Annotated in this window: 19 protein-coding genes; 17 read left to right on the top strand and 2 right to left on the bottom strand. The window is 73.0% G+C overall.

The window, feature by feature from the left end; all coding sequences use genetic code 11:
• Nucleotide 1: 1 nt before the first annotated feature.
• The gene (locus WMF31_RS00185; protein WP_436600017.1) at nt 2-817 is read right to left on the bottom strand and encodes a hypothetical protein; all 816 of its coding nucleotides are present in this window, start codon (nt 815-817) and stop codon (nt 2-4) included.
• Between the two features lie 485 nt (nt 818-1302).
• On the opposite strand from WMF31_RS00185, the gene WMF31_RS00190 reads away from it, so the two are divergent.
• The 16 genes from WMF31_RS00190 to WMF31_RS00265 all read left to right on the top strand — a co-directional run bounded on the left by WMF31_RS00190 (nt 1303) and on the right by WMF31_RS00265 (nt 22940).
• A complete protein-coding gene (locus tag WMF31_RS00190; protein ID WP_436600018.1) occupies nt 1303-3504 on the top strand; it encodes a prolyl oligopeptidase family serine peptidase in 2202 nt (733 codons plus the stop codon).
• A 116-nt stretch (nt 3505-3620) separates the two neighbouring features.
• Nucleotides 3621-4421, top strand: coding sequence for a hypothetical protein (locus WMF31_RS00195; protein ID WP_436600019.1), 801 nt, complete (start codon nt 3621-3623; stop codon nt 4419-4421).
• A gap of 18 nt (nt 4422-4439) precedes the next feature.
• Nucleotides 4440-7055 (top strand): hypothetical protein, encoded by a 2616-nt coding sequence (locus WMF31_RS00200; RefSeq protein WP_436600020.1) that lies wholly within the window; start codon nt 4440-4442, stop codon nt 7053-7055.
• Between the two features lie 85 nt (nt 7056-7140).
• Nucleotides 7141-7776 carry an OmpA family protein gene (locus WMF31_RS00205; RefSeq protein ID WP_436600021.1) on the top strand — a complete coding sequence of 212 codons (636 nt, stop codon included), beginning with the start codon at nt 7141-7143 and terminating at the stop codon, nt 7774-7776.
• Nucleotides 7777-7925: 149 nt separating this feature from the next.
• A complete protein-coding gene (locus WMF31_RS00210; RefSeq protein WP_436600022.1) occupies nt 7926-8789 on the top strand; it encodes a DUF2894 domain-containing protein in 864 nt (287 codons plus the stop codon).
• 13 nt (nt 8790-8802) lie between these two features.
• Entirely contained in the window at nt 8803-9246 is a 444-nt protein-coding gene (locus tag WMF31_RS00215; RefSeq protein ID WP_129354628.1) for a hypothetical protein, read from the top strand.
• Nucleotides 9247-9619: 373 nt separating this feature from the next.
• The gene (locus WMF31_RS00220; RefSeq protein ID WP_436606497.1) at nt 9620-10438 is read left to right on the top strand and encodes a Stp1/IreP family PP2C-type Ser/Thr phosphatase; all 819 of its coding nucleotides are present in this window, start codon (nt 9620-9622) and stop codon (nt 10436-10438) included.
• 115 nt (nt 10439-10553) lie between these two features.
• A complete protein-coding gene (gene uvrA / locus WMF31_RS00225; RefSeq protein ID WP_436600023.1) occupies nt 10554-13616 on the top strand; it encodes an excinuclease ABC subunit UvrA in 3063 nt (1020 codons plus the stop codon).
• Nucleotides 13617-14305: 689 nt separating this feature from the next.
• Complete coding sequence (locus tag WMF31_RS00230) at nt 14306-16048, top strand: IgGFc-binding protein (protein WP_436600024.1); 1743 nt, start codon at nt 14306-14308, stop codon at nt 16046-16048.
• 64 nt (nt 16049-16112) lie between these two features.
• The gene (locus WMF31_RS00235; protein WP_436600025.1) at nt 16113-17027 is read left to right on the top strand and encodes a DMT family transporter; all 915 of its coding nucleotides are present in this window, start codon (nt 16113-16115) and stop codon (nt 17025-17027) included.
• A gap of 228 nt (nt 17028-17255) precedes the next feature.
• Nucleotides 17256-18626: a phenylacetate--CoA ligase family protein gene (locus WMF31_RS00240; protein WP_436600026.1), complete on the top strand. Its 1371-nt coding sequence runs from the start codon at nt 17256-17258 to the stop codon at nt 18624-18626.
• Between the two features lie 180 nt (nt 18627-18806).
• A complete protein-coding gene (locus WMF31_RS00245) occupies nt 18807-19526 on the top strand; it encodes a ClpXP protease specificity-enhancing factor SspB (protein WP_436600027.1) in 720 nt (239 codons plus the stop codon).
• Between the two features lie 47 nt (nt 19527-19573).
• Complete coding sequence (locus WMF31_RS00250) at nt 19574-20791, top strand: branched-chain amino acid ABC transporter permease (protein WP_436600028.1); 1218 nt, start codon at nt 19574-19576, stop codon at nt 20789-20791.
• Nucleotides 20788-21606: an ABC transporter ATP-binding protein gene (locus WMF31_RS00255; protein WP_436600029.1), complete on the top strand. Its 819-nt coding sequence runs from the start codon at nt 20788-20790 to the stop codon at nt 21604-21606. The genes WMF31_RS00250 and WMF31_RS00255 overlap by 4 nt, the downstream gene beginning before the upstream one ends.
• Nucleotides 21603-22361: an ABC transporter ATP-binding protein gene (locus WMF31_RS00260; RefSeq protein WP_129354612.1), complete on the top strand. Its 759-nt coding sequence runs from the start codon at nt 21603-21605 to the stop codon at nt 22359-22361. The genes WMF31_RS00255 and WMF31_RS00260 overlap by 4 nt, the downstream gene beginning before the upstream one ends.
• A gap of 204 nt (nt 22362-22565) precedes the next feature.
• Nucleotides 22566-22940 (top strand): response regulator, encoded by a 375-nt coding sequence (locus WMF31_RS00265; RefSeq protein WP_436600030.1) that lies wholly within the window; start codon nt 22566-22568, stop codon nt 22938-22940.
• Nucleotides 22941-22966: 26 nt separating this feature from the next.
• Here the strand turns inward: WMF31_RS00265 and WMF31_RS00270 are convergent, their stop codons facing one another.
• Nucleotides 22967-24007 (bottom strand): hypothetical protein, encoded by a 1041-nt coding sequence (locus WMF31_RS00270; protein ID WP_436600031.1) that lies wholly within the window; start codon nt 24005-24007, stop codon nt 22967-22969.
• Between the two features lie 511 nt (nt 24008-24518).
• On the opposite strand from WMF31_RS00270, the gene WMF31_RS00275 reads away from it, so the two are divergent.
• Nucleotides 24519-26081: a glycosyltransferase gene (locus WMF31_RS00275; RefSeq protein WP_436600032.1), complete on the top strand. Its 1563-nt coding sequence runs from the start codon at nt 24519-24521 to the stop codon at nt 26079-26081.
• Nucleotides 26082-26375 lie beyond the last annotated feature (294 nt).

Consider the following 26375-nt stretch of genomic DNA (forward strand, 5'->3'; position numbering starts at 1 on the left):
TCTAAGGCCCGGTGTAGATCGCGGACCGCCACCCCAGGTAGAACGCCGGCTGGCGGACCGATGAGCTCCAGGTGTAGTCGGCGTAGAGCCACGGCCCCATCGACACCTTCCAGAGCCGGATTCCCTCGTAGAACACGCCGACTCCGAGGCGGGCGGGCAGGGCGCCGTCGATGACGTCGGCGTCGCCGCCGGCGTCCGCGGTCGTGTGGGCCACGCCGGTGCCGGCGTCGACGATGAGGCCGACCTCTCTCCAGAGCTCCCCGAGCGAGAAGAGCGGAAAGACCTCGGTGTGAAACATGAATCCGCCGGCCAGAACGGAATGGTCGGCGGCGATCAGGCCGTGTCCGCCGAGGGCTCCGCCGAACGTGAGCCAGTCGGTGAGCGCGCCGCCGATCCAGAGATAGCCGCCCCCGCCGATGCCGACACCGGTCTCGGTGTAATGCCGCTGGAACCCGATCTTCTGGACGTCGTTCGGGTAGCCGGCGGCGCTGCCGAGCGCGAGGCCTCCCGCGATCCCCACGGCGAGCCCGCTGCGCCGCACCGAGGGCGTGGGCGCGAACAGCGGGTCGGTCCCGGCGGGGTCGCCGGCGGGCTGCGGGGCCGCGGCGGGCGGAGCAGCAGGGTCGCCGGCGGGCTGCGGGGCCGCGGCGGGCGGAGCAGCAGGGGCGCCGGCGGGCTGCGGGGCCGCGGCGGGCGGAGGCGAGCGCTCCGCGGCCCCGGGCGCCGTCTGCTGCGCCGCCGCGATCGAAGGGAGCAGGCCCAGTCCGAGGAGCGCTGGCAGCGCGGCCGCGCGCCGGAGGTGGAGAGGCGTCGCCATCGGCTTCCCTTCCTATACGATGACGGGGGTGCCCGGCATCGCAATCCGATGGCCGCTTCTCGATCAACGCGCCCCTCTGCCCGCGGCAAGCGCCGCACGCCGGGCCTCGCCGCCACGCGAGCGCCGCGCTGGCGAGGGGCGCTCTCACCCGAGGGCGCGCGCCGGGGCGGCGGGGGCGCGCTGCGGTCCTGAGCCTCCCTCGAAAGGGGCCATGAACAGCATGTCTGAACAGCGTGAAAAGGCGGCTTGATGCGAAGTGGTGTGAGCTCCCTGAACCGTCGCTCCGTCCCACGACGTCCCGTCCCGCTCCGGCAGCAAAGCACGATCGTATCGGCGGATTGGTCGAGCGGGCCGCGAACCCGCCTGCCTCGGCCGACGGGGCGCGGTAGGGTTGTCGTACCATGAAGGTCGCTCCCCGCCTGCTCCTCTCGGCGTTTCTTGCTGGCGCCTGCGGAGGCGCTGAGGCACACCGATCGGATCGCACCATGACCGCGAGCTCCTCCTTGTCCCCGGGGGCGGCCAGCGCCGCCCCGACGCCCGAAGACCATGACCGCCCCGCGTACCCGCCCACCCGCATCGACCCGGTGAAGACCATCCTTCATGGAGTGGAGATCGCCGACCCGTACCGCTGGCTCGAGGACGGCGCCTCGCCGGAAGTGCAGGAGTGGATGAGGGATCAGGACGCGTTCACGCGGGCCGAGCTGGCCCGGCTCCCCGAGCGGGACGCGATCGCGTCGCGGCTGAAGCAGCTCTTCTACGTCGATGCGGTCTCCGCGCCGCGGCACCGGCGCGGCAGGTATTTCGTGAGCCGGAGGCACGCGACGAAGGAGAAATCGATCGTCTACTGGAAGCAGGGAAAGAGCGGCGAGGAGCGCCCGCTGCTCGACCCGAACAGCTGGTCTGCCGACGGCAGCCTCTCGCTGGGTGGGTGGCATGTGTCGTGGGACGGCAAGAACGTCGCTTACAAGGTCCAGAAGAACAACTCCGATGAAGCGACCCTCCACGTGATGGATGTCGCGACCGGCAAGCGCTCCGAGGCGGACGTCATCGAAGGGGCCAAGTACGCGTACGCCTCGTGGACGCCGTCCGGGGACGGCTTCTACTACGTCTGGCTCCCCACCGACCCGTCGATCCCGGCCGCCGATCGGCCCGGCTACGCGGAGGTGCGCTTCCACCGGCTCGGCGAGGATCCGGCGAAGGACCGGATCGTGCGCGGCAGGACGGGTGATCCGAGGACCTTCCTCGGCGCGAGCCTCTCGAAGGACGGCCGCTTCCTGGTGCTCACCGTGTCCCACGGGTGGACGTCGATGGACGTCTACTTCCGCGACCTCCGCAAGCCGGGCGGGGAGGCCAGGGACACGCCGCTCGCGGTCGGGAGCGACGCGCATTACCTCGTCGAGGTCTACAAGGACCGCTTCTATGTGCACACCGACGAGGGCGCGCCGCATGGCCGCGTCTTCGAGGTCGATCCGGACCGGCCGGAGCGCGCCGCATGGAAGGAGATCGTCCCGGAGCGCCCGGACGCCACGCTGGAGAGCGTCTCCATCGTGGGCGGGCACCTCGCGCTGAGCTACCTCAAGGACGCATCGAGCCGGGTCGAGATACGCGCGCTCGACGGCAAGCTGGTCCGCGAGCTCCCGCTGCCCGGCATCGGCACCGTGGGCGGTCCGATCGGGCTGCCGGACGAGGACGATGCCTATTTCTCGTTCGATTCCTTCACCTCGCCTCAGGAGATCTACGCGACCTCGATCAGGACGGGGAAGACCGAGCTCTACGCGCGCGTCGAGGTGCCCGTCGATCCGTCGCCGTACGTCGTCGAGCAGGCGTTCTTCCCGTCGAAGGACGGCACGAGGATCTCGATGTTCATCGTCCGCCGCAAGGACATGGAGAAGGACGGCAGCGCCCGCGCGCTGCTCTACGGCTACGGGGGGTTCCAGATCTCGCAGACTCCCTCGTTCATCGCCTCGATGTACCCGTGGCTAGAGCGAGGGGGCGTGTATGCGGTGGCGAACCTGCGCGGCGGCGGCGAGTACGGCGAGGCGTGGCACCGGGACGGGATGCTGCTGAAGAAGCAGAACGTCTTCGACGACTTCATCGCCGCCGCGGAGCACCTCGTCCGCGAGGGGTACACGCGGCCCGAGCGGCTCGCCATCCAGGGCGGCTCGAACGGCGGCCTCCTCGTCGGCGCCGCGCTCACGCAGCGGCCGGAGCTGTTCGGGGCCGTCCTCTGCGGGGTCCCGCTGCTCGACATGGTGCGATATCACCTGTTCGGATCGGGCAAGACGTGGATCAGCGAGTACGGCTCTTCCGACGATCCCGAGCAGTTCAAGGCGCTCCACGCCTACTCCCCGTATCACCGCATCGAGGCAGGGACGCGGTACCCGGCGATCCTCCTGCTGTCGGCCGACAGCGACGATCGGGTCGACCCCATGCACGCGCGCAAGTTCGCCGCCGCCCTCCAGGCGGCGAGCGCGGGCGGTCCGGTCCTGCTCCGCATCGAGCGCAACGCCGGGCACGGCGGCGCGGATCTCGTCAAGGCGGCCGTCGAGAAGGGGGCCGACCAGCTCGCCTTCGCGCTCGCGGCGACGGGCGCGCGGCAGCCCGCGGCGGCGAGTCCGCAGCAGCCCGCGGCGGCGAGTCCGCAGCAGCCCGCGGCGACGGGCGCGCAGCAGCCCCGGAGCCGGTGAAGCGCGAGGGCGCGCGCGCCGCGACGGACAGGCTTGCGGCTCCGCGCCGCGACGGCTAACAACGCGCCGCTGTGCAGATGCTTTACCCCGGAGCCGGGTCCCTGGGGCGGGGGCCCTTGACCTCGCGCCCCCTCGCGGCCGCCGTCGCGGCGCTCGCGGAGGGGCCGCGCGCGTCGCGCCCGGGGGCCTCCGACCCCGCGGCGGTCCTCGCGGGGCTCATGGACCTGCACGGCAGCGTCTCGCTCGCGCGCGAGCTCTCGCTGCTCGACCGCCGCGCCGCGCCGCCGGCGCCGCCGGCCTCGGACGAGGCGCGCGCCGGCGTCCGCGAGCTCGCCGCGGACCGCCTCGGCGAGCTCGCCGAGGCGCTCGATCACGTGTTCGCCGCGCCGTTCCAGCGGCGCAACAAGCTGCCCGACGCGGAGGCTTTGCTCGCGATCCTGGAGCAGACCGGGGCGCTCTCGGCGCGCCCGCGCGCGGGGCGCGAGCTCGCGTCCGCGGCCGGGCAGATCTGGGAGCCGTTCGGCGAGCTCGCGGCGCGCGCCCTCGGGCGCATCCGGCTCGAGACGCGCGCGCTGCGCGAGGAGCTCGCGCCGCCGCTGGGCGCGCTCGGCCCGGGCGCGGCGCGCCTCGAGCAGCTCGACGCGGCGATCTCGTCCGCCACCCAGAAGCGGCGCGAGCGCGCGCTCGGCGAGCTCGTCCCCGGCCTCGCGCGCTGCTTCGCGCGCGGCCTCCGCGCGGCCGTCGCCGCGCTGCCGGGGGAGGTCCGGATCGAGCACGTCGCGGCCTGGTTCGGGCAGGGCGCGTGGCTCGGGCGCGAGCTCCAGCGCATGGAGCTCGTGGTCCAGGCGTTGCTCGCGCACGAGGCGGGCAGGCTGCTCGCCCTCGTCGACGGTGCCGTGGCGGGCGCGCCCGCCTAGCTCGCCGGGGCGTTCACCATGTGGCTTGCGACGGCGCGGCAGTGGACGACGCGGCTCCTGGTGCTCCTCACCGGGGCGCTCGGCCTCGCCCTGGTGGCGCGGGCGGCGCTCGTCTACCGCGGGACGGACCCGCTCGCGTACCGCCTGGTCCAGCTCATCGCGCTCGGGCTCGCGCTCGGCACGCTCGAGCTGTTCGTTCGCGCGGGCCGGGCCGCCCGGCTCGGGCGCGAGCTCTCGGCGCTGCCGCGGCCGGCGACGCGGGCGGCGGTCGAGCAGAGCGGCGCCCCGCTCCGGGCGATGCTCGAGGCGCGGATCGCCGGCGTGCCGCTGACGCCGGCCGGCGCCTCGTTCGCCTCGTACCTCATCGGCCTGCTCGTGATGATCGGGCTGCTCGGCACCTTCCTGGGCCTGTTCGAGACCCTGCGCGGGGCGCGCGAGGCGCTGACCCGGAGCGCCGACGTGGACGCGCTGCGGGAGAGCCTGGCCGCGCCGATGCAGGGCCTGTCGCGCGCGTTCGGCACCTCGGCGGCGGGCGTGTCGGCGTCGGGGATGCTCGGGCTCGGCGCGGTGCTCGTGCGCCGCGCCGAGGCGGCGGCCGCGGCCGCGCTCCAGGCGTACGCGGCGGGCCCGCTCGCGGCGCTGACGACGGCGGGGCGACAGCTCGCGGCGCTGGAGGCGCTCGCGCGCCAGGGTGAGGCGCTCCCCGGCGCGGCCGCGTCGCTCCGCGAGGCCACCGCGCGGCTCGAGCGCCTGGAGGAGCGGCTCGTCGCCGTGCAGACCGAGGGGGCGCGGCAGGTCGCTGCCTCGCTGACGACGGCCGCGGCCGAGATCCGCGGCGACATCGCGGCGGGCCTCCGGCAGACGGCCGACGTCGCGGCCGGCGTGGTGACGCCGCTCCTTTCGCAGGCGGTGGAGCGCGCCGGCGCGATCGCGGGCGATTCGCTGGAGGCGCTCGCGCGCCGCCTCGACGCGGAGGCGCTCACGCGGCGGGAAGCGGACGCCGCGTCGGCGTCGCGGCTGGCGGAGCAGGCGGAGCGGCTGGCGGGGGTGGTGGGGGAGGCGATCGAGCGGCTGGAGCAGGCGCAGGCGGCGCGGGCCGCGGAGGCCGCGGAGCGGGAGGCGGAGCTGGAAGCCGCGCGGGCGGCGCACCTCTCGGCGCTGGGCGAGGCGCTGTCGGGCCCGCTGGCGGAGGCGGCGCGAGCGGCGCAGGCGGCGCCGGAGGCGGCGTCGCGGCTGATCGCGGAGGCGTCGGAGCGGCTGACGGCGCGTGCGGAGGCGGACGCGGCGCGGGACGCGAGGCTGGACGCGCTCCTGGACCGGCTGTCGGAGGCGACGGCGGGGATGGCCGGGAGCGCGCGGGAGCAGGCCGAGCGGGTGGCGGAGCTGGCGGCGGCTGCGGAGCGGAGCGCGGCGGAGCGGGAGGCGCGGGCCGAGGCGCGGGTGGCGGAGCTCGCGGAGGCGGCGCGGGGGCTCTTGGCGGAGCAGGCGTCGCGGCTGGCGGCGTTCGAGGAGCGGCTCGAGGGCGCGCGGCGGGAGGCGGCCGACGGGCTGGCCGACCGGCTCGGCGCCCACGCGCGCGGCCTCGGCGAGGGCCTCGAGCGGCTCGAGGGCGGGGTATCGTCGCGGCTGGAGCGGCTCGAGGGCGGGGTGTCATCGCGACTGGAGCAGCTGGAGGAGGGCGCGGCGAAGCGGCTGGAGCGGCTGGAGCGGGACGCGCTCGCGCGGCGGCGCGAGATCGAGGCCGCGTCGGCGTCGCGGCTGGCGGAGCAGGCGGAGCGGCTGGCGGGGGTGGTGGGGGAGGCGATCGAGCGGCTGGAGCGGGCGCAGGCGGCGCGGGCCGCGGAGGCCGCGGAGCGGGAGGCGGAGCTGGAAGCCGCGCGGGCGGCGCACCTCTCGGCGCTGGGCGAGGCGCTGTCGGGCCCGCTGGCGGAGGCGGCGCGAGCGGCGCAGGCGGCGCCGGAGGCGGCGTCGCGGCTGATCGCGGAGGCGTCGGAGCGGCTGACGGCGCGTGCGGAGGCGGACGCGGCGCGGGACGCGAGGCTGGACGCGCTCCTGGACCGGCTGTCGGAGGCGACGGCGGGGATGGCCGGGAGCGCGCGGGAGCAGGCCGAGCGGGTGGCGGAGCTGGCGGCGGCTGCGGAGCGGAGCGCGGCGGAGCGGGAGGCGCGGGCCGAGGCGCGGGTGGCGGAGCTCGCGGAGGCGGCGCGGGGGCTCTTGGCGGAGCAGGCGTCGCGGTTGGCGGCGTTCGAGGAGCGGCTCGAGGGCGCGCGGCGGGAGGCGGCCGACGGGCTGGCCGAGCGGCTCGGCGCCCACGCGCGCGGCCTCGGCGAGAGCCTCGAGGCGACCGCGGCGGTGGTGCGTGAGGCCTCGGAGCTCGTGCGGGCCGGCGGCGCCGAGATGACGGCGGTGGCCGAGATGTTCACCGTCGCCGTGGACCGGTACCGTGACGCGAGCGATCGCTGGCTGAACAGCCTCGGCGCGATCGAGGACGCGATCGAGCGCCGGGAGCACGGCGAGGCGACGGACCTGCTCGGCGCCTACCTCGACCAGACCCGTGAGGTCTTCGACCACTCGTTGCAGTTCCAGCGCGAGCTCTTCTCGGAGCTACGGGCGCTGAGGAGCAGGACGAGCTGATGCGCCGCCGCCGCGCGCTCCCGGCTCGCCCTGGCACCTCGCGCCGCGGCGTCGTGCGCCCGCCGGCCGCAGGGAGCGCGCGCCGATGTCCCTGATCCCCGCGGAAGACGACGTGGTGGAGCAGGCGGCGGTCTGGCCGGTCTTCGGCGACCTCATGGCGTGCCTGTTCGGGCTCTTCGTGCTCTTCTTCGTCTGGGCGATCGCGTTCCAGGTGGATCTCGCCCGCGATCTCGCCGTCGAGCGCGCCACCCGGGCGGCGGAGCGCGCGCGCCTGGAGACGCTGGAGCGCGCCCTGGCCGGACCGCTCGCCGAGGGGAGGATCACCCTGAGCGAGGGGCGCATCGGGATCCGAGGCAGCATCCTGTTCGAGCTGAACTCGGCCGAGCTTCAGCCGGAGGGCATCGCGCTGCTCCACGCGCTCGCTGATCCGCTCAAGGCGTACCTGGAGCACCATGACGAGCTCATCATGGTGAGCGGCTTCACGGACGATCGGCCGTTGACGAACTCCTCCCGGGGCTATGCGGACAACTGGGAGCTCTCGGCGCAGCGCGCGCTCACGGTGACCCGCGCGCTCGCCGCCGCCGGCGTTCCTGACGCGGCGCTGTTCGCGGCCGGCTTCGGCGAGATGCACCCGGTGGCGCCCAACGATACCAGCGAGAACCGGGCGAAGAACCGCCGTGTGGAGATCTCGCCCATCCCCCGACAAGGGACGTCGCGATGACGTCCGTGTCGGATTTTGCTCCAGAGAGGGTCGAGGCCGAAGAGCGTCGCGTGCCTCAACCACGGTCGGTTGGCGTGGGCGGGCGGTCGGCGCAACCTGGGTCGGCGCGGTCGGCGCAACCTGGGTCGGCGCAACCTGGGTCGGCGCGGTTGGCGCAACCTGGGTCGGCGGCTCACGAGCCTCAACCTGGGTCGGCGGCCGCACGCCTCGCGGCGCTGCGGCAGGCCGGCGCCGACCGCTTCGATCCGGCAGCCTGCCGCTTCATCGAGGTGCTCCTCGAGCGCGCCCGCGCGCTCGACGGCGGCGCCCGCGCGCGCCTCGAGGCCCGCGCCTCCGCGCGGCTCGCGGAGCTCGAGGCCGCCTTCCGCCGCGCGCGCGACGACGCCGCGAGCCAGCTCCGCGCCCTCGCCGAGGCTGGCGCTGTCGATGACGGCGCGCTCGCCGCCGCGCTCGAGCGCGGCGAGGTCGCGCTCGTCGTCAAGGCCGCGCGGCGCCGCCTGCGCGAGCTCGCGGCGGAGCGGCAGATGACCGCCGTCCCCTGGCTCGCGCGCCTGCGCGGCGAGGCGGCGGCGCGTGACATGCGCCTGCCCGAGCCGCTCGCGCGCGACCTGGCCCAGCTCCCGTGCGACGGCGACGCCGTCGAGCGCCGGGTCAAGCGGCAGGCTCAGGCGCTCAGCAACGCCCTCTCGAGCGCGCTGTTTCACGAGTCCCTGGTGAGCGCCCGCGCGACGCTCGCGGTCGCGCGGGCCGCCGACAACGTCCCGGTGGACGCCGGCCCCTACAACGCCCAGGTGCTCGCCGCCCGGGCGCTCTGCGCAGCCGAGCGCCTCTCCGACCACTACCTGCGCGCGCTCGTGGCCAGCCTCCAGGATCTCGGCGCCCTGGTCGCCGCGTTCGAGCCCGAGCCCGAGAAGCCCGCCCGGAAGAAGGCCCCTCCGCGGGCCAGCGGCGACACCGGCACACGCCGCCGGCCCGCCCGAAAAAAAGCATCACTCTTCCGCGGATCGCGTTAGGTAAAGAGTCGCCATGTCATGCTCGTCCGGCCGCTCGCCCGCTGCCCTCGTGCTCTTCCTGCTCGCCTGCGCCTGCGGGCCCTCCCCCGAAAAGGTGCAGAGCGCGCCGCCGGCGCCGCCGCTCAAGCAGTGCGGCACCGAGGTTGTCAAGCGCGGCGAGGGGTACGACGCCAGGGCGCGCGAGTGCATCTGGCAGGCGTACAAGGACCGCGAGCCCGCCGAGTTCACCACAACCCGGTACACCATCGAGGGAGATCCCATCACCTACCACCTCGAGGTCACGCTCACGGGCGTCGTGGTCGTCGTGAACAGCAAGGACCGTTATGCGCTGCAAGGGGTGTTCCGTCACGCCTGCCGCAATCTCGAGCGCATCATGCAGGAGGGCAGCGAGGACCGGTTCGGCTTCGCCCTGAGCGCGTGCTCCGGCGGCGGCGCCGAGCGGTTCGCGGTCCCGTGACGGGCGCGCCGCGCCGGGGCGTTCGGGTCGGTCCGGTCATGCGCCGCGCCGCGGCAGACGGTCCAGAGCCCGCGGCGGCACAGGACGGTGGAAACGGAATACCCTCCTGCGCACCCCCGGCACGGCCACCGACCCCCGGGCGGGCGGCCGCGGGCGGGCGCGGCCCGAGGCCTGATCTGGTGGACGCGACCGATCCTTGGCGCGTACGCTCTGGAGGAGTCAGAGCGGGCAGCGGAATGAGCAGACGAGGCCTCCTGTTTCGCGCGGTCGATTCGATCCAGGCGCCGGAAGGGGCGCGGTTCACGGAGTTCACGGGAGAGGAGCGCCCGTCGCTCGGCGGGGTGTGCCCGTGAGCAACCCAGGGAACGGCGCCGTGCAGCGTCACCTCGTCGTCGAGGCCGCCGGGATCACCCACCCCGGCATGGTCCGGGACACGAACGAGGACAGCTACGCGATCCTCGAGTCGCGCGGGCTGTTCCTCGTGGCCGACGGGATGGGAGGGCGCGCCGCCGGGGAGGTCGCCTCGCGCATGGCGATCGAGACGGTGCGCGATTTCTTCAACGACCCGGAGTCCACCTGGCCCATCGCGGTCGGCGTCGGCCCGCCGACCCTCCGGGGCGCCGAGGCCCGCTACGTCGATCAGGGCCTCCCCCTGCTGGTCGCGGGCATCCAGCTCGCGAACGGCCGCATCTTCTCCGCGGCGCGCCGCGACCGGGAGAAGCGCGGGATGGGCACCACCTTCGCGGCCGCGCTCGCGCGCGACGGCTTCGTCGCCATCGCGCACGTGGGCGACAGCCGCGTCTACCGCCTCCGCGATCACCGCCTCGAGCTGCTCACGCGGGACCACTCGCTGGTCAACGAGTGCATCCGGCTCGGCCACCTCCTCCCCGAGCAGGCCAGCTCGTTCCCGCTCCAGCACGTGATCACGCGGGCGCTCGGCACCGACGAGGCGGTCGAGGTGGAGACGCGGATCGACGCCATCGAGAGCGGCGATATCCTCCTGCTCTGCTCGGACGGCCTGTCCGGCGTGGTGTCGGCGCAAGATATCGCCAGTATCCTCGAGACGCACCCCGATCTCGGCGAGATGACATCGCGGCTCGTCAAACGCGCCAACGAGAACGGTGGTCCCGATAACGTCACCTGCGTTGTCGTGCGCTGGCGCGCCGCCTCCGGCGCACCGGCCGGGCGCTGAGCGCCTGGGCCGGGCGTGTCATGGCGCTCAGCATTGCGCCCAGCTTGTCTGTTTTTCCATGGAACATCGAGTGCCGGAAAGCGCGCCACCATGTTAAGGCCGGCGGGGAACCACGATGGGCGCGCGAACGAACGGATCCACACGATCGCAATTGATCTCCTCCACCTCTGCGGGCGCGGTGCTGGCCAGGCCGGGATCGGGCGGCGCATCGAGCGCGCGGGGAGCGGGGCCTGCCGCGCCCGCGGCCGGGCCCGCGCAGATCGAGGCGCGGCCGACGCTCAAGCTCCTCGAGGCGGCGCGCGAGCCGGATTTCATCGAGGTGCTCGGCTCGCGGGAGCACAACCTCCGCATCGACCGGCTGGAGGTGCCGAAGCGCAAGCTCGTGGTGTTCACGGGGGTGAGCGGGTCGGGCAAGTCGAGCCTGGCGTTCGACACGCTCTACGCCGAGGGGCAGCGGCGCTACGTCGAGACGCTGAGCTCCTATGCGCGGCAGTTCCTCGGCCAGCTCGAGCGCCCCCAGGTCGAGCACCTGCGCGGCCTGTCCCCGACGATCGCCATCGAGCAGAAGAGCGCGTCGAGCAACCCCCGTTCCACGGTCGGCACCATCACCGAGATCTACGATTACCTGCGCGTGCTCTACGCGCGCGCGGGCGAGCAGCACTGCCACCTCTGCGGCAAGCCGGTGAGGGCGCAGAGCTCGGAGCAGATCGTCGAGGAGCTGCTCGCGATGCCCGAGGGGGCGCGGTTCGTGCTGCTCGCCCCGCTCGTGACGCACCGGAAGGGCGAGTTCAAGGACCTCTTCGAGGAGCTCCGGGGCCGCGGCTTCGTGCGGGTCGAGATCGACGGGGCGCAGCACCGGCTCGACGACCTGCCGCGGCTCGACAAGAAGCTGAAGCACACCATCGCGCTCGTCGTCGATCGGCTGGTGGTGCGCGCGGACGAGCGCCAGCGCATCGCCGAGGGCGTCGAGCTCGCGCTCCAGGAGGGGCGCGGCGAGATCCGGGTCGAGCTCCAGGCCGACGAGGGGGCGGGCGCGCGGCGGCGGCGGCCGGACGCGCCGCTCCTGTTCAGCGCGGCGCGCTCGTGCTGCGGCCACAGCTTCCCCGAGCTCTCGCCGCAGAGCTTCTCGTTCAACAGCCCGCTCGGCATGTGCGGCGCCTGCAACGGCCTCGGCACCCGGCTGGAGGTCGATCCGGCCCTCGTGATCCCGGACCCCTCGAGGTCGATCCGGGAGGGCGCCATCGCCCCCTGGGCGTCGGCCATGGCGCGCGGCGAGGGCTGGACGTTCCGCATCATCGACGCCGTGTCGAAGGCGTGCTCCGTCGACCTGGACACCCCGTGGCGCAAGCTCGGCGCGAAGAAGCAGGAGATGGTGCTCTACGGCCTCTCGGGCAAGCGCATCTCGGTGACGTGGGGCAAGGAGGGGACCGAGACCCACGGGACGTGGGGGATGCGCTTCGAGGGGGTGATCCCGAACCTGATGCGCAGGTTCCAGCAGTCGTCGTCGGAGACGGCGCGGGACTCCTACCGCAAGTTCATGAGCGAGCGGCCGTGCGACGCCTGCGGCGGCCGGCGGATGCGCCCCGAGTCGCTCGCGGTGCGCATCGCGGGGGAGGGGATCGCCGACGTCACCGCGATGACGGTCAAGGACGCGTACCAGCATTTCGCCCGGCTGGAGCTGCCGGGAAACCGGCAGAAGATCACGGAGGGCGTGCGGCGGGAGATCTCGACCCGGCTGAGCTTCTTGCTGAACGTGGGCCTCGATTACCTGACGCTCGATCGCTCGGGGCCGACGCTGAGCGGCGGCGAGGCGCAGCGCATCCGGCTGGCGAGCCAGCTCGGCAGCGAGCTCTCCGGGGTGATGTACGTGCTCGACGAGCCGAGCATCGGCCTGCACCAGCGGGACAACCAGCGGCTCATCGACACGCTGCGCCGCCTGCGCGATCTGGGCAACACGGTGCTGGTGGTGGAGCACGACGAGGAGACGATCCGGGCCGCCGATCACGTGGTGGATTTCGGCCCCGGGGCGGGGCACCTCGGCGGCCGGGTGATGGCGGCGGGGACGCCCGAGGAGATCGCGCGCGACCCCGACAGCGTGACCGGCGCGTACCTCGCGGGGCGCGTGCGCATCGAGGTGCCCGAGGCGCGGCGCGCGCCGCGCGGGTGGCTGGAGATCCTGGGCGCGGCCGAGCACAACCTGAGGGACATCGATGTCCGGTTCCCGCTCGGGGTGCTGCTCGCGGTGACGGGGGTGAGCGGCGCCGGCAAGAGCTCGCTGGTGAATGGCATCCTGCTGCCGGCGCTCGGCCGGGCGCTGCACAACAGCACCGAGCCGGTCGGCGCGCACCGGGCGATCAAGGGGCTCGAGGCGCTCGACAAGGTGATCGCGATCGACCAGAAGCCGATCGGCCGCACGCCGCGCTCGAACCCGGGGACGTACACGAAGGCGTTCGATCAGATCCGCGAGATCTTCGCCGAGCTGCCGGAGTCGCGCGCGCGGGGCTATGGCCCGGGGCGGTTCAGCTTCAACGTGAAGGGGGGGCGCTGCGAGGCGTGCAGCGGCGACGGCATGGTGAAGGTCGAGATGCACTTCCTCGCCGACGTCTACGTCCCTTGCGAGGTGTGCGGGGGCAAGCGCTACAGCGCGCAGACGCTCGCGGTGCGGTACAAGGGCAAGAGCATCGCCGACATCCTGGACACCAGCATCGAGGATTGCGTGCGGCTGTTCGAGCATCATGTGGCGTTGCGGCGCGTCCTCGACACGCTGGTCGAGGTCGGCCTCGGGTACATGAAGATCGGCCAGAGCGCGCCGACGATGAGCGGCGGCGAGGCGCAGCGGGTGAAGCTGAGCCGCGAGCTTGGCAAGAGCCAGACGGGGCGCACGCTCTACGTGCTCGACGAGCCGACGACGGGGCTGCACTTCGAGGACATCCGCAAGCTGCTCGGGGTGCTGCGTCGGCTGGTCGAATCGGGCAACACCGTGGTGGTCATCGAGCACAGCCTCGACGTCATCAAGTGCGCGGACTGGGTGATCGATCTCGGCCCCGAGGGGGGTTCTGGCGGCGGTCGGGTCATCGCCGAGGGGACGCCGGAGGCCGTCGCGAAGGTGCAGGGCTCCTACACGGGGCAGTTCCTGAAACCCCTGCTTGCGGCGGGAAGATCGCAGCCACGCGCCTGACCGGGGGAGGAGATCTCCCCGGATTGACGTGATCGGGGTGGGGGCTGTCCGCGTGCCAGCCCCTTGCAGCGACAAGAGACCCCGGAACGCCTCCCTCCCTCCCCTCCTCGTCTCCGTCTCTCGTCTCCCGTCCCCGTCTCCGGTCTCCCGTCCCCGTCCCCGTCTCTCGTCTCTCGTCTCCCGTCTCCCGTCTCCCGTCCTCCGTCCCCGTCTCCCGTCCTCGTCTGGCGTGCGCGTGCGCGTGCGCGTGCCCGTTCCGTTCCCGTTCCGTTCCCGCTTCCTCCGTCGTCGTAATCCCGCCCTGGATCAACCCTTCCCCCCGTCCGGGCCAGCTCACTTGACGTCCACCCAACCCAACGCGGGTGAGCCACCACGACGCATCCGCACCGGGCACCGGGCCCGGCAGGGCGGCCCGTCCGACCCGAACACGAACACCCGATCTCGTGATCAACACCTCATCTTCTCCGTGCCTCCAGGATATTCACCCTGCGGCCGGATAACATCAATAATGGAAATATTTGATGTGCTTGCGTCATGGGTCAAAACCGCGTAGCGCGGAGGGGGACGCCACCGTGTCCAGGAGTGGGCAAGCACCCCACCAACTCCCTCAGACAATTCAACGTAATTTTCCACGCTAGCCGGGCTGTCGCACAGGCCTCTGTGCATGAAGTCCGTTTCCGGGAGGGCCCATGCAGATCACGAAGCACTCTCTTTTCCTCGGCCTGGGACTATGGATGGGCGCCGTCTCCGCGGTGGCGTGCTCCGCCGGCGGTGCGTCGAGCTCCGCGCGCCCCGGGAGCGCTGGCGCAGACAACTCGGGCGACGGCGGCTCGGACGGCGCTGGCTCGGGCGGCGTTGGCGCGGGGGACGAGGCGAGCTCCGGCGACATGGGCAGCGCCGGCAGCCTCGGGGACGATCTCGCCAGCGGCACCGCAGGCAGCGACGAGCCCCTCCCGGGGGGCGATCCGAGGACGTGCGCGCAGGCCGCCGCGCTCAGGTCCTATATCGGCTGCGATTTCTGGCCCACGGTCACCGCGAACATCGTCTGGTCGACCTTCGATTACGCCGTCGTCGTCGCCAACGCGGGCGATGAGGTCGCCGAGGTCGAGGTGACGCGCGGCGACGAGGTCCTGGCGCAAGAGCAGGTCCCGCCCAACAGCCTGACCAAGATCTATCTCCCCTGGGTCCCGGAGCTGAAGGGGCCCGACATGGACAGGTGCAGCAACTCCGTGGAGATGACCCGCTCCGTCCGCGTGAACGACGGCGCCTATCACCTCGTCTCGACGAGGCCGGTCACCGTCTACCAGTTCAACGCGCTCGAGTACAAGGGCGAGGGCGGCCCCGAGGGGAAGAGCTGGTCCTCCTGCCCCGGAAATTACGATTGCCCGTCCAGCCGCGAGCCCCTCGGCTGCTTCTCCTTCAGCAACGACGCCTCGCTGCTCCTGCCGAGCACGGCGATGACCGGCAACTATCGAATCACCGGTCGCGACGGCTGGCCCAGGGCGGAGATCGGCGGCTTCATGACCATCACCGGCATCCAGGACGGCACGACCGTCACCGTGCAGGTGGCCGGAGGCGGCCGGGTGCTCGCCGGCGGCGGCGTCCCCGAGACCGAGGGGGGCGACATCTTCACCGTCGAGCTCGACGAGGGCGACGTCGTCGAGATCCTGAGCGACCCGCGGTCGGACCTCAGCGGCAGCCTCGTCTCCGCCACGCACCCCGTCCAGGTGCTGACGGGCATGGCGTGCGCGCAGTCGCCGAGCCCCTACCAGGCCTGCGACCACCTCGAGGAGTCGGTGTTCCCCGCCGAGACCCTCGGCAAGCGCTACTTCGTCACGGTCCCCACCTCGCCCGGCGGAGAGGCCGTCGGGCACATCGTGCGCCTCTACGGCAACGTGGACGGCACGACGCTGACCTACCCCTCCGGCCGGCCGGACGGCGCGCCCACCCGGCTCGACGCCGGTCAGGTCGTCGACCTCGACATGGTGAGGAGGGACTTCGAGGTCGTGGGAGATCATGAGTTCGCGGTCGGCTCGTTCATGCTGAGCGCCGAGCTCGTCGACCTCGGCAACGACAGCGATCAGAAGGGCGATCCGTCGCAGAGCCTCTCCACCGCGGTCGAGCAGTACCGCACCAAGTACGTGTTCCTGGCGCCCAGCGATTACGACGAGAGCTACGTCGATATCGTCCTGCCCCTGGACGCCTCGGTCACGCTCGACGACGCCACGCTCGACCTCGCGCCGACCCCGATCGGCTCCGGCTTCGGCGTCGCGCGCGTCCCGCTCGGCCCCGGCAACAACGGCGCTCACGTGCTGACCGCCTCGGCGCCCGTCGGCATCCAGGTGATGGGCTACGGCTCGTACACCAGCTACCAGTACCCCGGCGGCCTCAACCTCGACGTCATCGCGCCGCCGCCGGTCGTGCCCCGCTGAGCCGCGCCACCCGCCGCCCGCCTCCGTGATTGTCTTCCCCGGGCCGCGGCCCTAGCACCACCGCATGGCGGCCAAGCAGCGCGCCACGGCCCGGGGCGCCGTGCTCTTCGTCGTCCTGGCCAGCGCCGCCTTCGCCGTGAGCGGCCCGCTCGCCCGGTACGCTCGCCCCGTCCATCCGCTCTTCATCGCCTTCGGCCGGGTGGCGCTCGCCGCGATCGCGCTCTCCGTGCTCGACCTGCGCGTGCTCGCCCGCTCGATCGCCCGCCTCTCGCTCCGCGAGCGCGCCGCCGTGCTCTGCGCGGGCCTCTTGCTCGCCGCGCATTTCGCGCTCTTCCTCTGGGGGCTCGACCGCACCTCCGTGCCCGCGGCGCTCTCGCTCATCTCGCTCGAGCCGCTCGCCGTCGTGCTCTGCGCGTGGGTGTTCTTCGGCGTCCGCCCGGCGCGCTCCGAGCAGGTCGGCGTGCTCCTCGCCACCGCCGGCGCGCTCCTCGTCGCGCGCGGCGCCGGCGCCGGCGATCACAGGCTCTCGGGCGACCTCATGGTCGTCGGCGCCGCCGTCCTCTATGGCCTCTACGTGTCCTTCGCCCGGGCGCTCCGGGACGCCTTGCCGACGCGGAGCTACGCGGCGCTCGTCTACGCGAGCGCCGCGGCCTTCCTCGCGGCGGCGCTCCCGGTCGCGCCCGGCGCGCTCGAGGGCGTCGCCCCGCCGCCGCCGCACGCCGCCGTCGCCATCGTCGCGCTCGCGCTCGTCCCCACCCTCCTCGGCCACACCGCGATCCAGGCGGCCGCGCGCCGCATGTCCCCGGCCGTCGTGGCGCTCGTGTCCCCGGGCGAGACGCTGGGCGGAATCCTGCTCGGCGCCCTGTGGCTCGGTGCCGTCCCCTCCGCCACGGAGGTCGCGGGCGCGGCGGTCATCCTCGCGGGCGCCACGATCGCCATCTTCGGATCGCGCGCCTCGGCAGCGGCCAGCGCCGGCTGACACGCCCCCGACGCGACCACCCCCCGCGGCGTCCTGCGGAGCGCGCCGGCCGGCCAGGCGATGGAAGCGTGCCTGTGCAGCGATGGAGTCGAGCGCCGCTGTCCGTGCCTGGACGGAAGTCGCCGGCGCGTGACGCTTCGGTCAAACTCTTCACCACGATTCAGGGTGATTGCAGGAGAACCACCCGTCGCGGCTTGACTGGCGATGATTCGAAGGGAGGCTCTCCTCATGTACGGTGGGCTGCTCCGAAATGTCCTGTTTCCACTCTACGAGACCCGGCTCCGGGGCAGGGAGACCCTGAAGGCGCTGGAGGAGCTCGAGCGCTCGCAGTGGCGATCGGAGGAGGAGATTCGCGAGCTCGGCTTTCGGCGGATGCTCGCCGCGCTCTCGTTCGCCGAGCAGAACGTCCCGTTTTACCGGGCCCGGTTCGCCGAGTACGGCGTGCGCGCCGCCTCCGTGAAGACGCCGGAAGACCTCCTGCGCTTTCCCATCCTCACGCGGGCCGATCTCCGCGCGCACGGCGGAGAGCTCCTGGCGGAGGGCTTCACCGGCCGACTCTACTCGAGCGGCACGGGCGGCTCCACGGGCGAGCCGGCGCGGTTCCGCTTCGATCATCGCACCTACGAGCGCCGCATCGCGGCCGCGATGCGCGCCGACGGGTGGGCGGGGGCCCGGCTCGGCGACAGGGAGGTTCATTTCTGGGGCGTCCAGATCGGGGAGACGCTCCTGAAGAAGGCGAAGCGCTCCCTGCACGCGGTCGTCCTCCGAAAGAAGATGATCTGCGCCTACGACCTGTCCGAGCGGCGGCTCGCCGCCGTGCTCGACGAGATCGCCCGGTATCGGCCGCAGCTCGTCGTCGGATACACGAACGCGCTGTACCAGGCGGCGCGGTACGCGCTCGCGGCGGGGCGCCCGCTCCCCGCCCCGCGCGGGGTCGTCACCACGGCGGAGCGGCTGTTCGCGCACCAGCGCGAGGCCATCGAGCGCGCCTTCGGCGCGCCGGTGTTCGACCGGTACGGCTGCCGGGAGCTCATGCTCATCGCCGCGGAGTGCGAGCGGCACGAGGGCAAGCACATCAACACGGAGGGCGTGTTCGTCGAGCTGCTCCGCGACGGGCGGCACGCGCTGCCGGGCGAGGCGGGCGAGGTCGTCGTGACCGACCTGCTCTGCCGATCGATGCCGCTCATCCGCTACAAGAACCAGGACGTCGCGGTGGCCGCCGCGGCGCCGTGCGCGTGCGGCCGCGGGCTGCCGATGCTCGCCTCGGTGGAGGGCCGGGTCCTCGATCTCCTGGTCGGCCCTGACGGGCGGCTGCTCGCGGGGGAGCTCTTCCCGCAGATCATCAAGGACCAGCCGACGATCGCCGGCTACCAGGTTCACCAGGACCGGCGGCGCGCGATCACCGTCCGGCTCGTGCCCGGCAAGGGCTTCCGGTCCGAGACCGCGGAGCTCATCGAGCGCACCGTCCGGAAGCACCTGGGCGAGCGCGCGGAGATCCGGATCCAGATCGTCGATCACATCCCGCTCACGAGCAGCGGCAAGCACCGGGTCACCATCTCGGAGGTCCCCGTCGAGCTGAGCCGGGGGTCCGCGTCGTGAGCCGCTCGGCGCCACGGCGCTGACCGGATGTTGCGCGCCCGTCGTGGTCTTTCTACAGAGTTGCTGGAGTCGCCCGGCGGCTCTCGCCATGCGGCGTGCGCACCGGCGCCTCGCGCCGCGCCCGGCGCCCTGAAGCGCTGGCGGACCCGCTCGGTCCGGGGTATTGGGCAGAGCAGTACGATGTCCGACGTGCAGCGACCGCTCCCGCCGAAAAAGGACGTCGCGCTGGCCCTCCTCGAGCGAGAGCCGAGCGTGTTCATCCACCTCGACCCACGCAGGCCCGGCGTCTCCGTCCCCAAGTGGTTCACGGGGCAGCCGCAGCTCATCCTGCAGGTCGGGCTGAACATGGCGATCCCCATCCCCGACCTGAGGGTGGACGACGAGGGGATCAGCTGCACGCTCTCGTTCAACCGCGTGCCGTTCTGGTGCCGCCTGCCGTGGCACGCGATCTGGGCGCTCGTGAGCGAGGACCAGCGCGGCATGGTCTGGCCCGAGGACATCCCCGCCGACTTCCCCGGGCCGAAGCAGCAGCGCCCCGGCGCGTCCTCGCCGCAGAAGCCCGCCAAGCGGCCGCGCCCCCGGCTGGCCGCCGTCGCGCCCTCCGGCGACGACGAGCCCTCCGCGGAGGCGGCCCGGGCGCGCACCCCCGGCGCGCGCCGCCCCGAAGGCGAGCCCGACGCCGAGGCCGGCGCCCGCGGCGCGGGCGAGGCGCCGGCGCGGGACGCCAGCGCGCCGGTGCGGCCGCTCTCGCCGGTGCCCGCGCCGGCCCTCGCGCCGGTGCGCTCCGGCGATGAGGTCGAAGACGACGAATCGGGGAGCTCCGGTGAGCCCGGGCCCCAGCGCCGCGGATCGGGCAAGCCGAAGCGCGAGCTGCCCCCCTATTTGCGCGTCATCAAGTAACGCAACGGCTTGACGGTGCGGCTCGGCCAATTCAACTGTGGCCCGCCATGCCTCGACCGTTGCAGCGCGTCCTCACGGCGCTCGGGCTCCTCGGCGTCGTCGTCGCCCTCGAGTTCGGCTTCGAGATCCTCCTGCCGGACGCCGCCTGGCGACAGCTCGCGCTGTTCGCGATGGTCAACGTCATCGCGGCGCTCTCGCTGAACGTCATCAACGGCATGGCCGGCCAGTTCTCGATCGGCCACGCCGGCTTCGTCGGGATCGGCGCGTACACCGGGGCGATCATCGCCGGCAACCTGCACCAGCAGCTCGGCGGCGGCGACCCGACGTTCGGCAACTCGTTCCTCGTGATGCCGCTCGCGCTCCTCGCGGCCGGGCTCGTCGCGGCGCTCTTCGGCCTCGTGGTCGGCCTGCCCAGCCTCCGGCTGCGCGGCGATTACCTCGCGATCGTGACCCTCGGCTTCGCGGAGATCTTCCGCCTCACGATCGCCACCGCGGGCGCCGGCGCCGCCGACCAGGGGACGATCGGCAGGCTGCTCGCGGAGCTCGGCGGCCCGATCGGCTACGCCGGCCCCGACGACACCGGCGTCCCGCAGTACGCCGGCCCGTTCTGGATCTTCGGCGCCGTCGTGCTCGCGACGCTCATCGCGTGGCGGCTCAAGTTCTCCGGCTGGGGCCGCGCCCTGCGCGCGCTCCGCGAGGACGAGATCGCCTCCGCCGCCGTGGGCGTCGACCCGACCCGCTACAAGGTGACCTCGTTCGTCATCTCGGCCGCGGGCGGCGGCGTCGCCGGGAGCCTGCTCGCCTCGATGCGCGACGGCAACCCCACGGTCCAGCCCGACCAGTTCACGTTCAACTACTCGTTCGACGCGATCACGATGGTGATCCTCGGCGGCTCGGGCAGCGTCAGCGGCGCGATCGTGGGCGGCGTGCTCGTGACCTTCACGGTCAAGCTCATCGAGCAGCTCCAGGGCCTCGACAGCATCCTCGCGCTGAAGGCGGCCTACCCCGCGCTCGACCTGAACGCGCTGCGCATGGTGCTCTACGCGAGCATCCTGATCGGCCTCATGGTCCTGCGCCCCGGGGGTCTCTTCGGCGAGCGCGAGATCTTCGTCCGGCGCCGCAAGCGCCCGACCCGCCCCGCCACGGCGCCGGCCGAGCCCGTCCCCGCGACCACCGCCCCCGAGGCGGCCGCCGCGCACGGCGCGCCGCCGCCCGGCGCCGCCATCGAACGCGAGATCAAGCCCACCGGGAGGGAGCTCGAGTGAACCTCGAACTGAAGCAAGTGACCAAGCGGTTCGGCGGCCTGCGGGCCGTCGGCGGCGTCTCGTTCAGCGTGCCGGAGCGCTCGATCTTCGGGCTCATCGGCCCGAACGGCGCCGGCAAGACGACGGTGTTCAACCTGATCACCGGCGTCTACAAGCACGACGAGGGCTCGATCCACTTCGGCGGGATCGACCTCGCGCCGCTCCGGCCGAGCCAGATCGCGCGCCTCGGCATCGCCCGCACGTTCCAGAACATCCGCCTCTTCGGCCAGCTCACGGTGCTCGAGAACGTGCTCGTCGCCTGCGAGAACCTGCGGAGGGCGACGCTCACCTCGGCGCTGCTCCGCTCGCCGTTCTTCTACAGGGACGAGCAGGAGATGACCGAGCGCGCGCTCTCGCTGCTCTCGGTGTTCCAGCTCGAGGACATGGCGGACGAGATCTCGACGTCGCTGTCGTACGGCAACCAGCGGCGGCTCGAGATCGCCCGGGCGATGATGCTCAAGCCGAAGCTCCTGCTGCTCGACGAGCCGGCGGCCGGCATGAACTACGGCGAGGCCGAGGGGCTCAAGCAGCAGATCCGCTGGCTGCGCGACACGTTCGAGATCACGGTCGTGCTCGTCGAGCACAACATGCAGGTCGTGATGGGCGTGTGCGAGGAGATCCACGTCCTCGACCACGGCGAGACGATCGCGCACGGCACGCCGGAGGCCGTGCGCAGGGACCCGAAGGTCCTCGCGGCCTACCTCGGCGAGGAGGTCGACGACGAGGCGGCCGAGCCCCGCCCCGCGCCCGCCGCGGCGGCAGAGGAGGCCACATGAAGACGGCCCATCCGACGCGAAGGCCCCCCTCCGCGGCGCCCGGCGAGCGCCTGCTCGTCGTCGAGGGCCTCGAGGTCGGCTACGGCGGCATCAAGGCGCTGAAGGGCATCGACCTCGAGGTGCGGCGCGGCGAGATCGTCGCGATGATCGGCGCGAACGGCGCCGGCAAGACGACCACGCTGAAGACGATCGTCCGGCTCCTGCCGATCGCCTCCGGCCGCATCTGCTACGACGGCAGGGACCTCGCCGCCGTCTCCACCGAGGAGCTCGTCGCCTGCGGCGTCTCGCTCGTCCCGGAGGGGCGCGCGATCTTCGCGAACCTCACCGTCCGCGAGAACCTCGAGCTCGGCGCGTGGTGCCACAAGCACGGGCCCACCATGGCGGAGACCCTCGAGGACATCGTGCGGCTCTTCCCCCGCCTCGGCGAGCGCATGCACCAGCACGGCGGCACGCTCTCCGGCGGCGAGCAGCAGATGCTCGCGATCGGCCGCGCCATGATGGCGCGCCCGGCCATGCTGCTCCTCGACGAGCCGTCCCTCGGCATCGCGCCGCGGCTCGTCGCCGACATCTTCGAATCCATCGCCAGGATCGCGGAGTCAGGAACTACCGTACTCCTCGTCGAGCAAAATACCCGACTAGCGCTCAAGTACTCGACGCGCGCCTATGTGCTCCGTACGGGGCAGATCGCCATGAGCGGCGACTCCCGGGATCTCGCAGCGAACGAGGAGATCCGCGCGGCCTACCTCGGCGGCTGAGCGGCGGCGGATCGCGCGTCGATCCGGTGAACTTCAGGTTGAGAGCGCCGGTGTTTCTGGCGCGTATCGCGGCGTTGCGCGATGCGATGGAGCGCAATTGACATCGCGCTCTGTCCCCGATGCGGTATGGTGTCCCTCGGACCAGGGTAGAAGTTCTGGTTTGAAGTTGCCGCGGTTGGACCATGCCGACAACGGGGGACACCCATGGAGATCGAGAGCACGACCCGAGTTCTGGTGATCGACGACGACGCGAGCAACACCCAGCCGCTCGTCCGCTTCCTCACGTCTCGGGACTACACGGTGGAGACATGCTGCGGGCTCGACCACGCGCGTGACGTGCTGGCCCGCTGGCGCCCGCACGTCATGGTGCTCGTGCCGCGGCTCGAGGCCGAACCGCACGCGGAGATGGAAGAGCTCCGCCGGATGTACCCGCGCGTGCCCGTCGTGGTGCTGACGCCCGCGGGCGGCCCCGAGCTCATCCTGGACGTCGAGGCGTTCGCGCCGACGGTGCCTGTGTGCCCGACGCGCAGCCTCGCGTACATCGAGTCCGTGGTCGCGGACGCGTCGGCGATGGCCTGAGCGCGACCGCGTCGATCCCCGGCGGCTCAGGCCGGCGGCTCGAGCTCGTCCGGCAGCCCGTCGAAGAACTCCTCCACCAGCGACGCGATGAAGGCGCGCACCGGCGCGCTCGCGCACAGGCTCCGCACGACCGGCCAGGTCGCCGCCGCGACCGCGTCGAAGTCGAGGACGGGGGTGATCCCGAGGCGCTGCAGCGCCTGGCCGAGCGGCTCGCGCGCGTGCGCCGCGATGAACGCCGCGGTCGCCTCCGCGAGCCGCCGCCGCGCCGGCTGGTCCCGCAGGAGCTGCGCGGCGACGTCGGCCCCGAGCGCCTCGACGAGCGCCGCGCTCCGCGCGTCGAGCTGGCCGAGCAGCGCGCGGATCTCCTGCTCCAGCACCCACGCCGCGACGTGCTTGCGCAGGGCGACGAACTCGGGCGCGTCGCCCCGGGCGACGAGGATGTCGTGCACCCGCAGCATCGCCGTGCGCGAGAAACCCTGCAAGAACCTGCGGATCTCCGGCTCGAGGCGCCGCTCGAACTCGCCCCGCATCGCGCCCATCGTCTTGCCGACCCCGCCGAGGCCGAACGGGGCGACCCGCTTGAGGAGCGCCGGCAGCCCCCACTCGGCGAAGAACGGGTTCACCTTCTCGGAGAACTCCTTCAGCGTGTCGTAGAGGACGTCGCGCATCACCGCGTCGAGCGCGTCGCTCTCCATTACCTCGCGCACGAGCCGCTCCGGCACGAGCTTCGGCTGCTCCAGGATGCGGTCGAGCTTGTCGCGCGCCCCCTCCGGCAGGAGCTCCTTCGCGCGCCGCGGCTCGCCGCGCCCCGCCTCGAGCAGCGCCGCGATCGCCGCGGCGGCCGCGGGTCGGACCGCGCGCCGGAGCGACTCCTCCGCCGCGAGCGCGTCGAGCACGCGCGCGATCGCCGCCGCGTCGGCGAGCTCCCCGAGCGGCGTCGCGAGCAGCGCGGCGAAGCCTTCGGGCAGGTGCCGCCGCCACGCCCGCGCGGCGGCGTCCGACACGAGCCGCGCCTCGAGGAATGCGATCTGGCGAGCTCTCAGCTCCTGGAATAGCGCCCGGCTCATCCGCGAACCGATAGCCCTGCGCGCCCGCCGACGCCAGACGCAGCGGCGACCCCCACCGCGGCCGGGGCCCGCAGCGCGGCCCCTCGACAGGCCCTCCGGGCGCGCCGCGCCGTCTGCCGGCCTCGACTATCCGGTAAACACCTTACCCAGAGCACACCTCACCAGGTGATTCCTGACGCGAGGGTGCCTTATTTAACTGCGCCTATCGGGGGATCGCCTGACCCCGTGTGTCGCTCGCGGACGCGCGTTCCGCGGCGAAACACGGCCATCGCGGCGCACCGGGGCGATGTGGGATTGTCGGTCGTTGTCATTTTCACAGGGGGCAGCGCCGGGGCAGGAGTCAACTTTCCTGACCTCGTGACAGAGAGTTGCAACGAATTACAAGTGCATGACAACTTCGGATTCGGCGGGTGGTACGCGTTCGTTGCCCGCCAGCATCCGCAGGAGTGGAGACCGGCCTCCCGCCAGATCCCACGGCTGCTCGGCACCACGCTGGCGGCAGGTGCTCCCGATGCTCTCGATGCTGCTCTGCGTGCTCTACTTCGGCGTGCTGCTCGGTCTCAGCGCCTACGGCCTGCACCGGCTGCACCTCGTGATCCTCTGCCGCGTGCACCGCGCGAAGATCGCGCGCGCGCAGGACGTCCCGGCGCTCTCGGACGGCGACCTCCCGCGGGTGACCGTCCAGCTGCCGCTCTTCAACGAGTCGACCGTCGCGGCGCGGCTGCTCGATGCGGTCGCCAGGATGGACTACCCGGCGGACCGGCTCGAGATCCAGGTGCTCGACGACTCGACGGACGAGACGCAGGGCCTCGTGCGGGCGCACGTGGAGCGGCTCCGCGCGCGGGGCATCGACGCGGTGTACCTGCACCGCACCGACCGGGTCGGCTACAAGGCGGGCGCCCTCGACGCCGGGCTCAAGGTCGCGAAGGGCGAGCTCGTCGCGATCTTCGACGCCGACTTCATCCCGCAGCCGGGCTTCGTTCGCTCCATCGTCGGTCACTTCAAGGATCCGACGATCGGCATGGTCCAGACGCGGTGGGGCCACCTGAACCGCGACGTCTCGATCCTCACGCAGGTGCAGGCGCTCATGCTCGACGGCCACCACCTCGTCGAGAACCGCGCGCGCTTCGGCGCGGGCCTCCTGTTCAACTTCTCCGGGACCGGGGGGATGTGGCGCAAGGACGCCATCCTCAAGGCCGGCGGCTGGCAGCACGACACGCTGACCGAGGACCTGGATCTGTCGTACCGGGCGCAGCTCGCGGGCTACCGCTTCATCTACCGCGAGGATGTCGTCTCGCCGGCGGAGCTCCCCGAGGACATCTCGGCGCTGCGCGCGCAGCAGTACCGCTGGGGCAAGGGGACGGTGCAGACCGCGCGCAAGCTCATGGCGACCGTGCTCGGGGCGAAGCTCTCGCGCGCGCAGCGGATCGAGGCGTTCTTCCACCTCACGCCGCACTTCGCCTACCCGCTGCTCGTCCTGCTGAGCGTCCTGCTCCTGCCGGCGCTCGTCCTGTTCCCCGCCGCCGACACGCTGACGATGGTCGCGATCGACCTGCCGCTCTGCACGGCGACGACGGGCTCGCTCGCCGCGTTCTACATGCTGGCCGAGACGGCGCAGGGCCGCTCGCGGTGGGGCGCGATCGTGCGCCTGCCGATGCTCATCGCGCTCGGGACGGGGCTCGCGCCGCACCTCTCGAAGGCGGTGTTCGAGGGCCTGCGCAGCATGAGCGGCGAGTTCGTGCGGACCCCCAAGCAGGGCGACAACAAGGGCCGGTACAGGGTGCGCACGGATCTGCCGCTCACGGAGGCGGTGCTCGCCGTGCTGTCGTGCGGCGCGGTGGTCGCGTCGGTCCAGACGGGGCACTACTTCGCCACGCCGTTCGCGGTGCTCTTCGCGGTCGGCTACCTCTACGTCGCGGCGATGGTCGCGCGGGAGCAGATCGCGCGCCGGCGCGAGGCGACCTCGAGCGCGCCGGCCGTCTGGAGCGACGCTCGGCCGAGCGACGCGTCCGTCGTCGGCGCCTGGCCCAGGCCGGCGACCAAGGAGCGGTCTCTCGGCGACCTCGCCGCCTGAGCGAAGCGCGGCCGGCGAGCCCAGCCGGCCGCGTCGCGCGGCCGGGCGCTGCCGGGCTCAGGCCCCCGCTGCGCGGCGGGCGGCGCGCGGCGCCTGGACCACGTTCCCCCGGCCTCGTTCCCCCGGCCTCTCCGGATCCCACCCCCGCCATCGTCCCAATCCGTTCCGGCAGCGCTCGTGCGGTCCGTGGCGGTGCGCGTTGCGCGTCGGGGGGAGCCCGCGTAACCCCCTAGACCTCCCCGACGCGGGCTGGCATCCTGCCCCAACCCGGTCGGGGGAACCGCACGCGGCTTC

The organism is Sorangium sp. So ce1036 (assembly GCF_051369805.1).
GTDB lineage: Bacteria > Myxococcota_A > Polyangia > Polyangiales > Polyangiaceae > Sorangium > Sorangium cellulosum_F.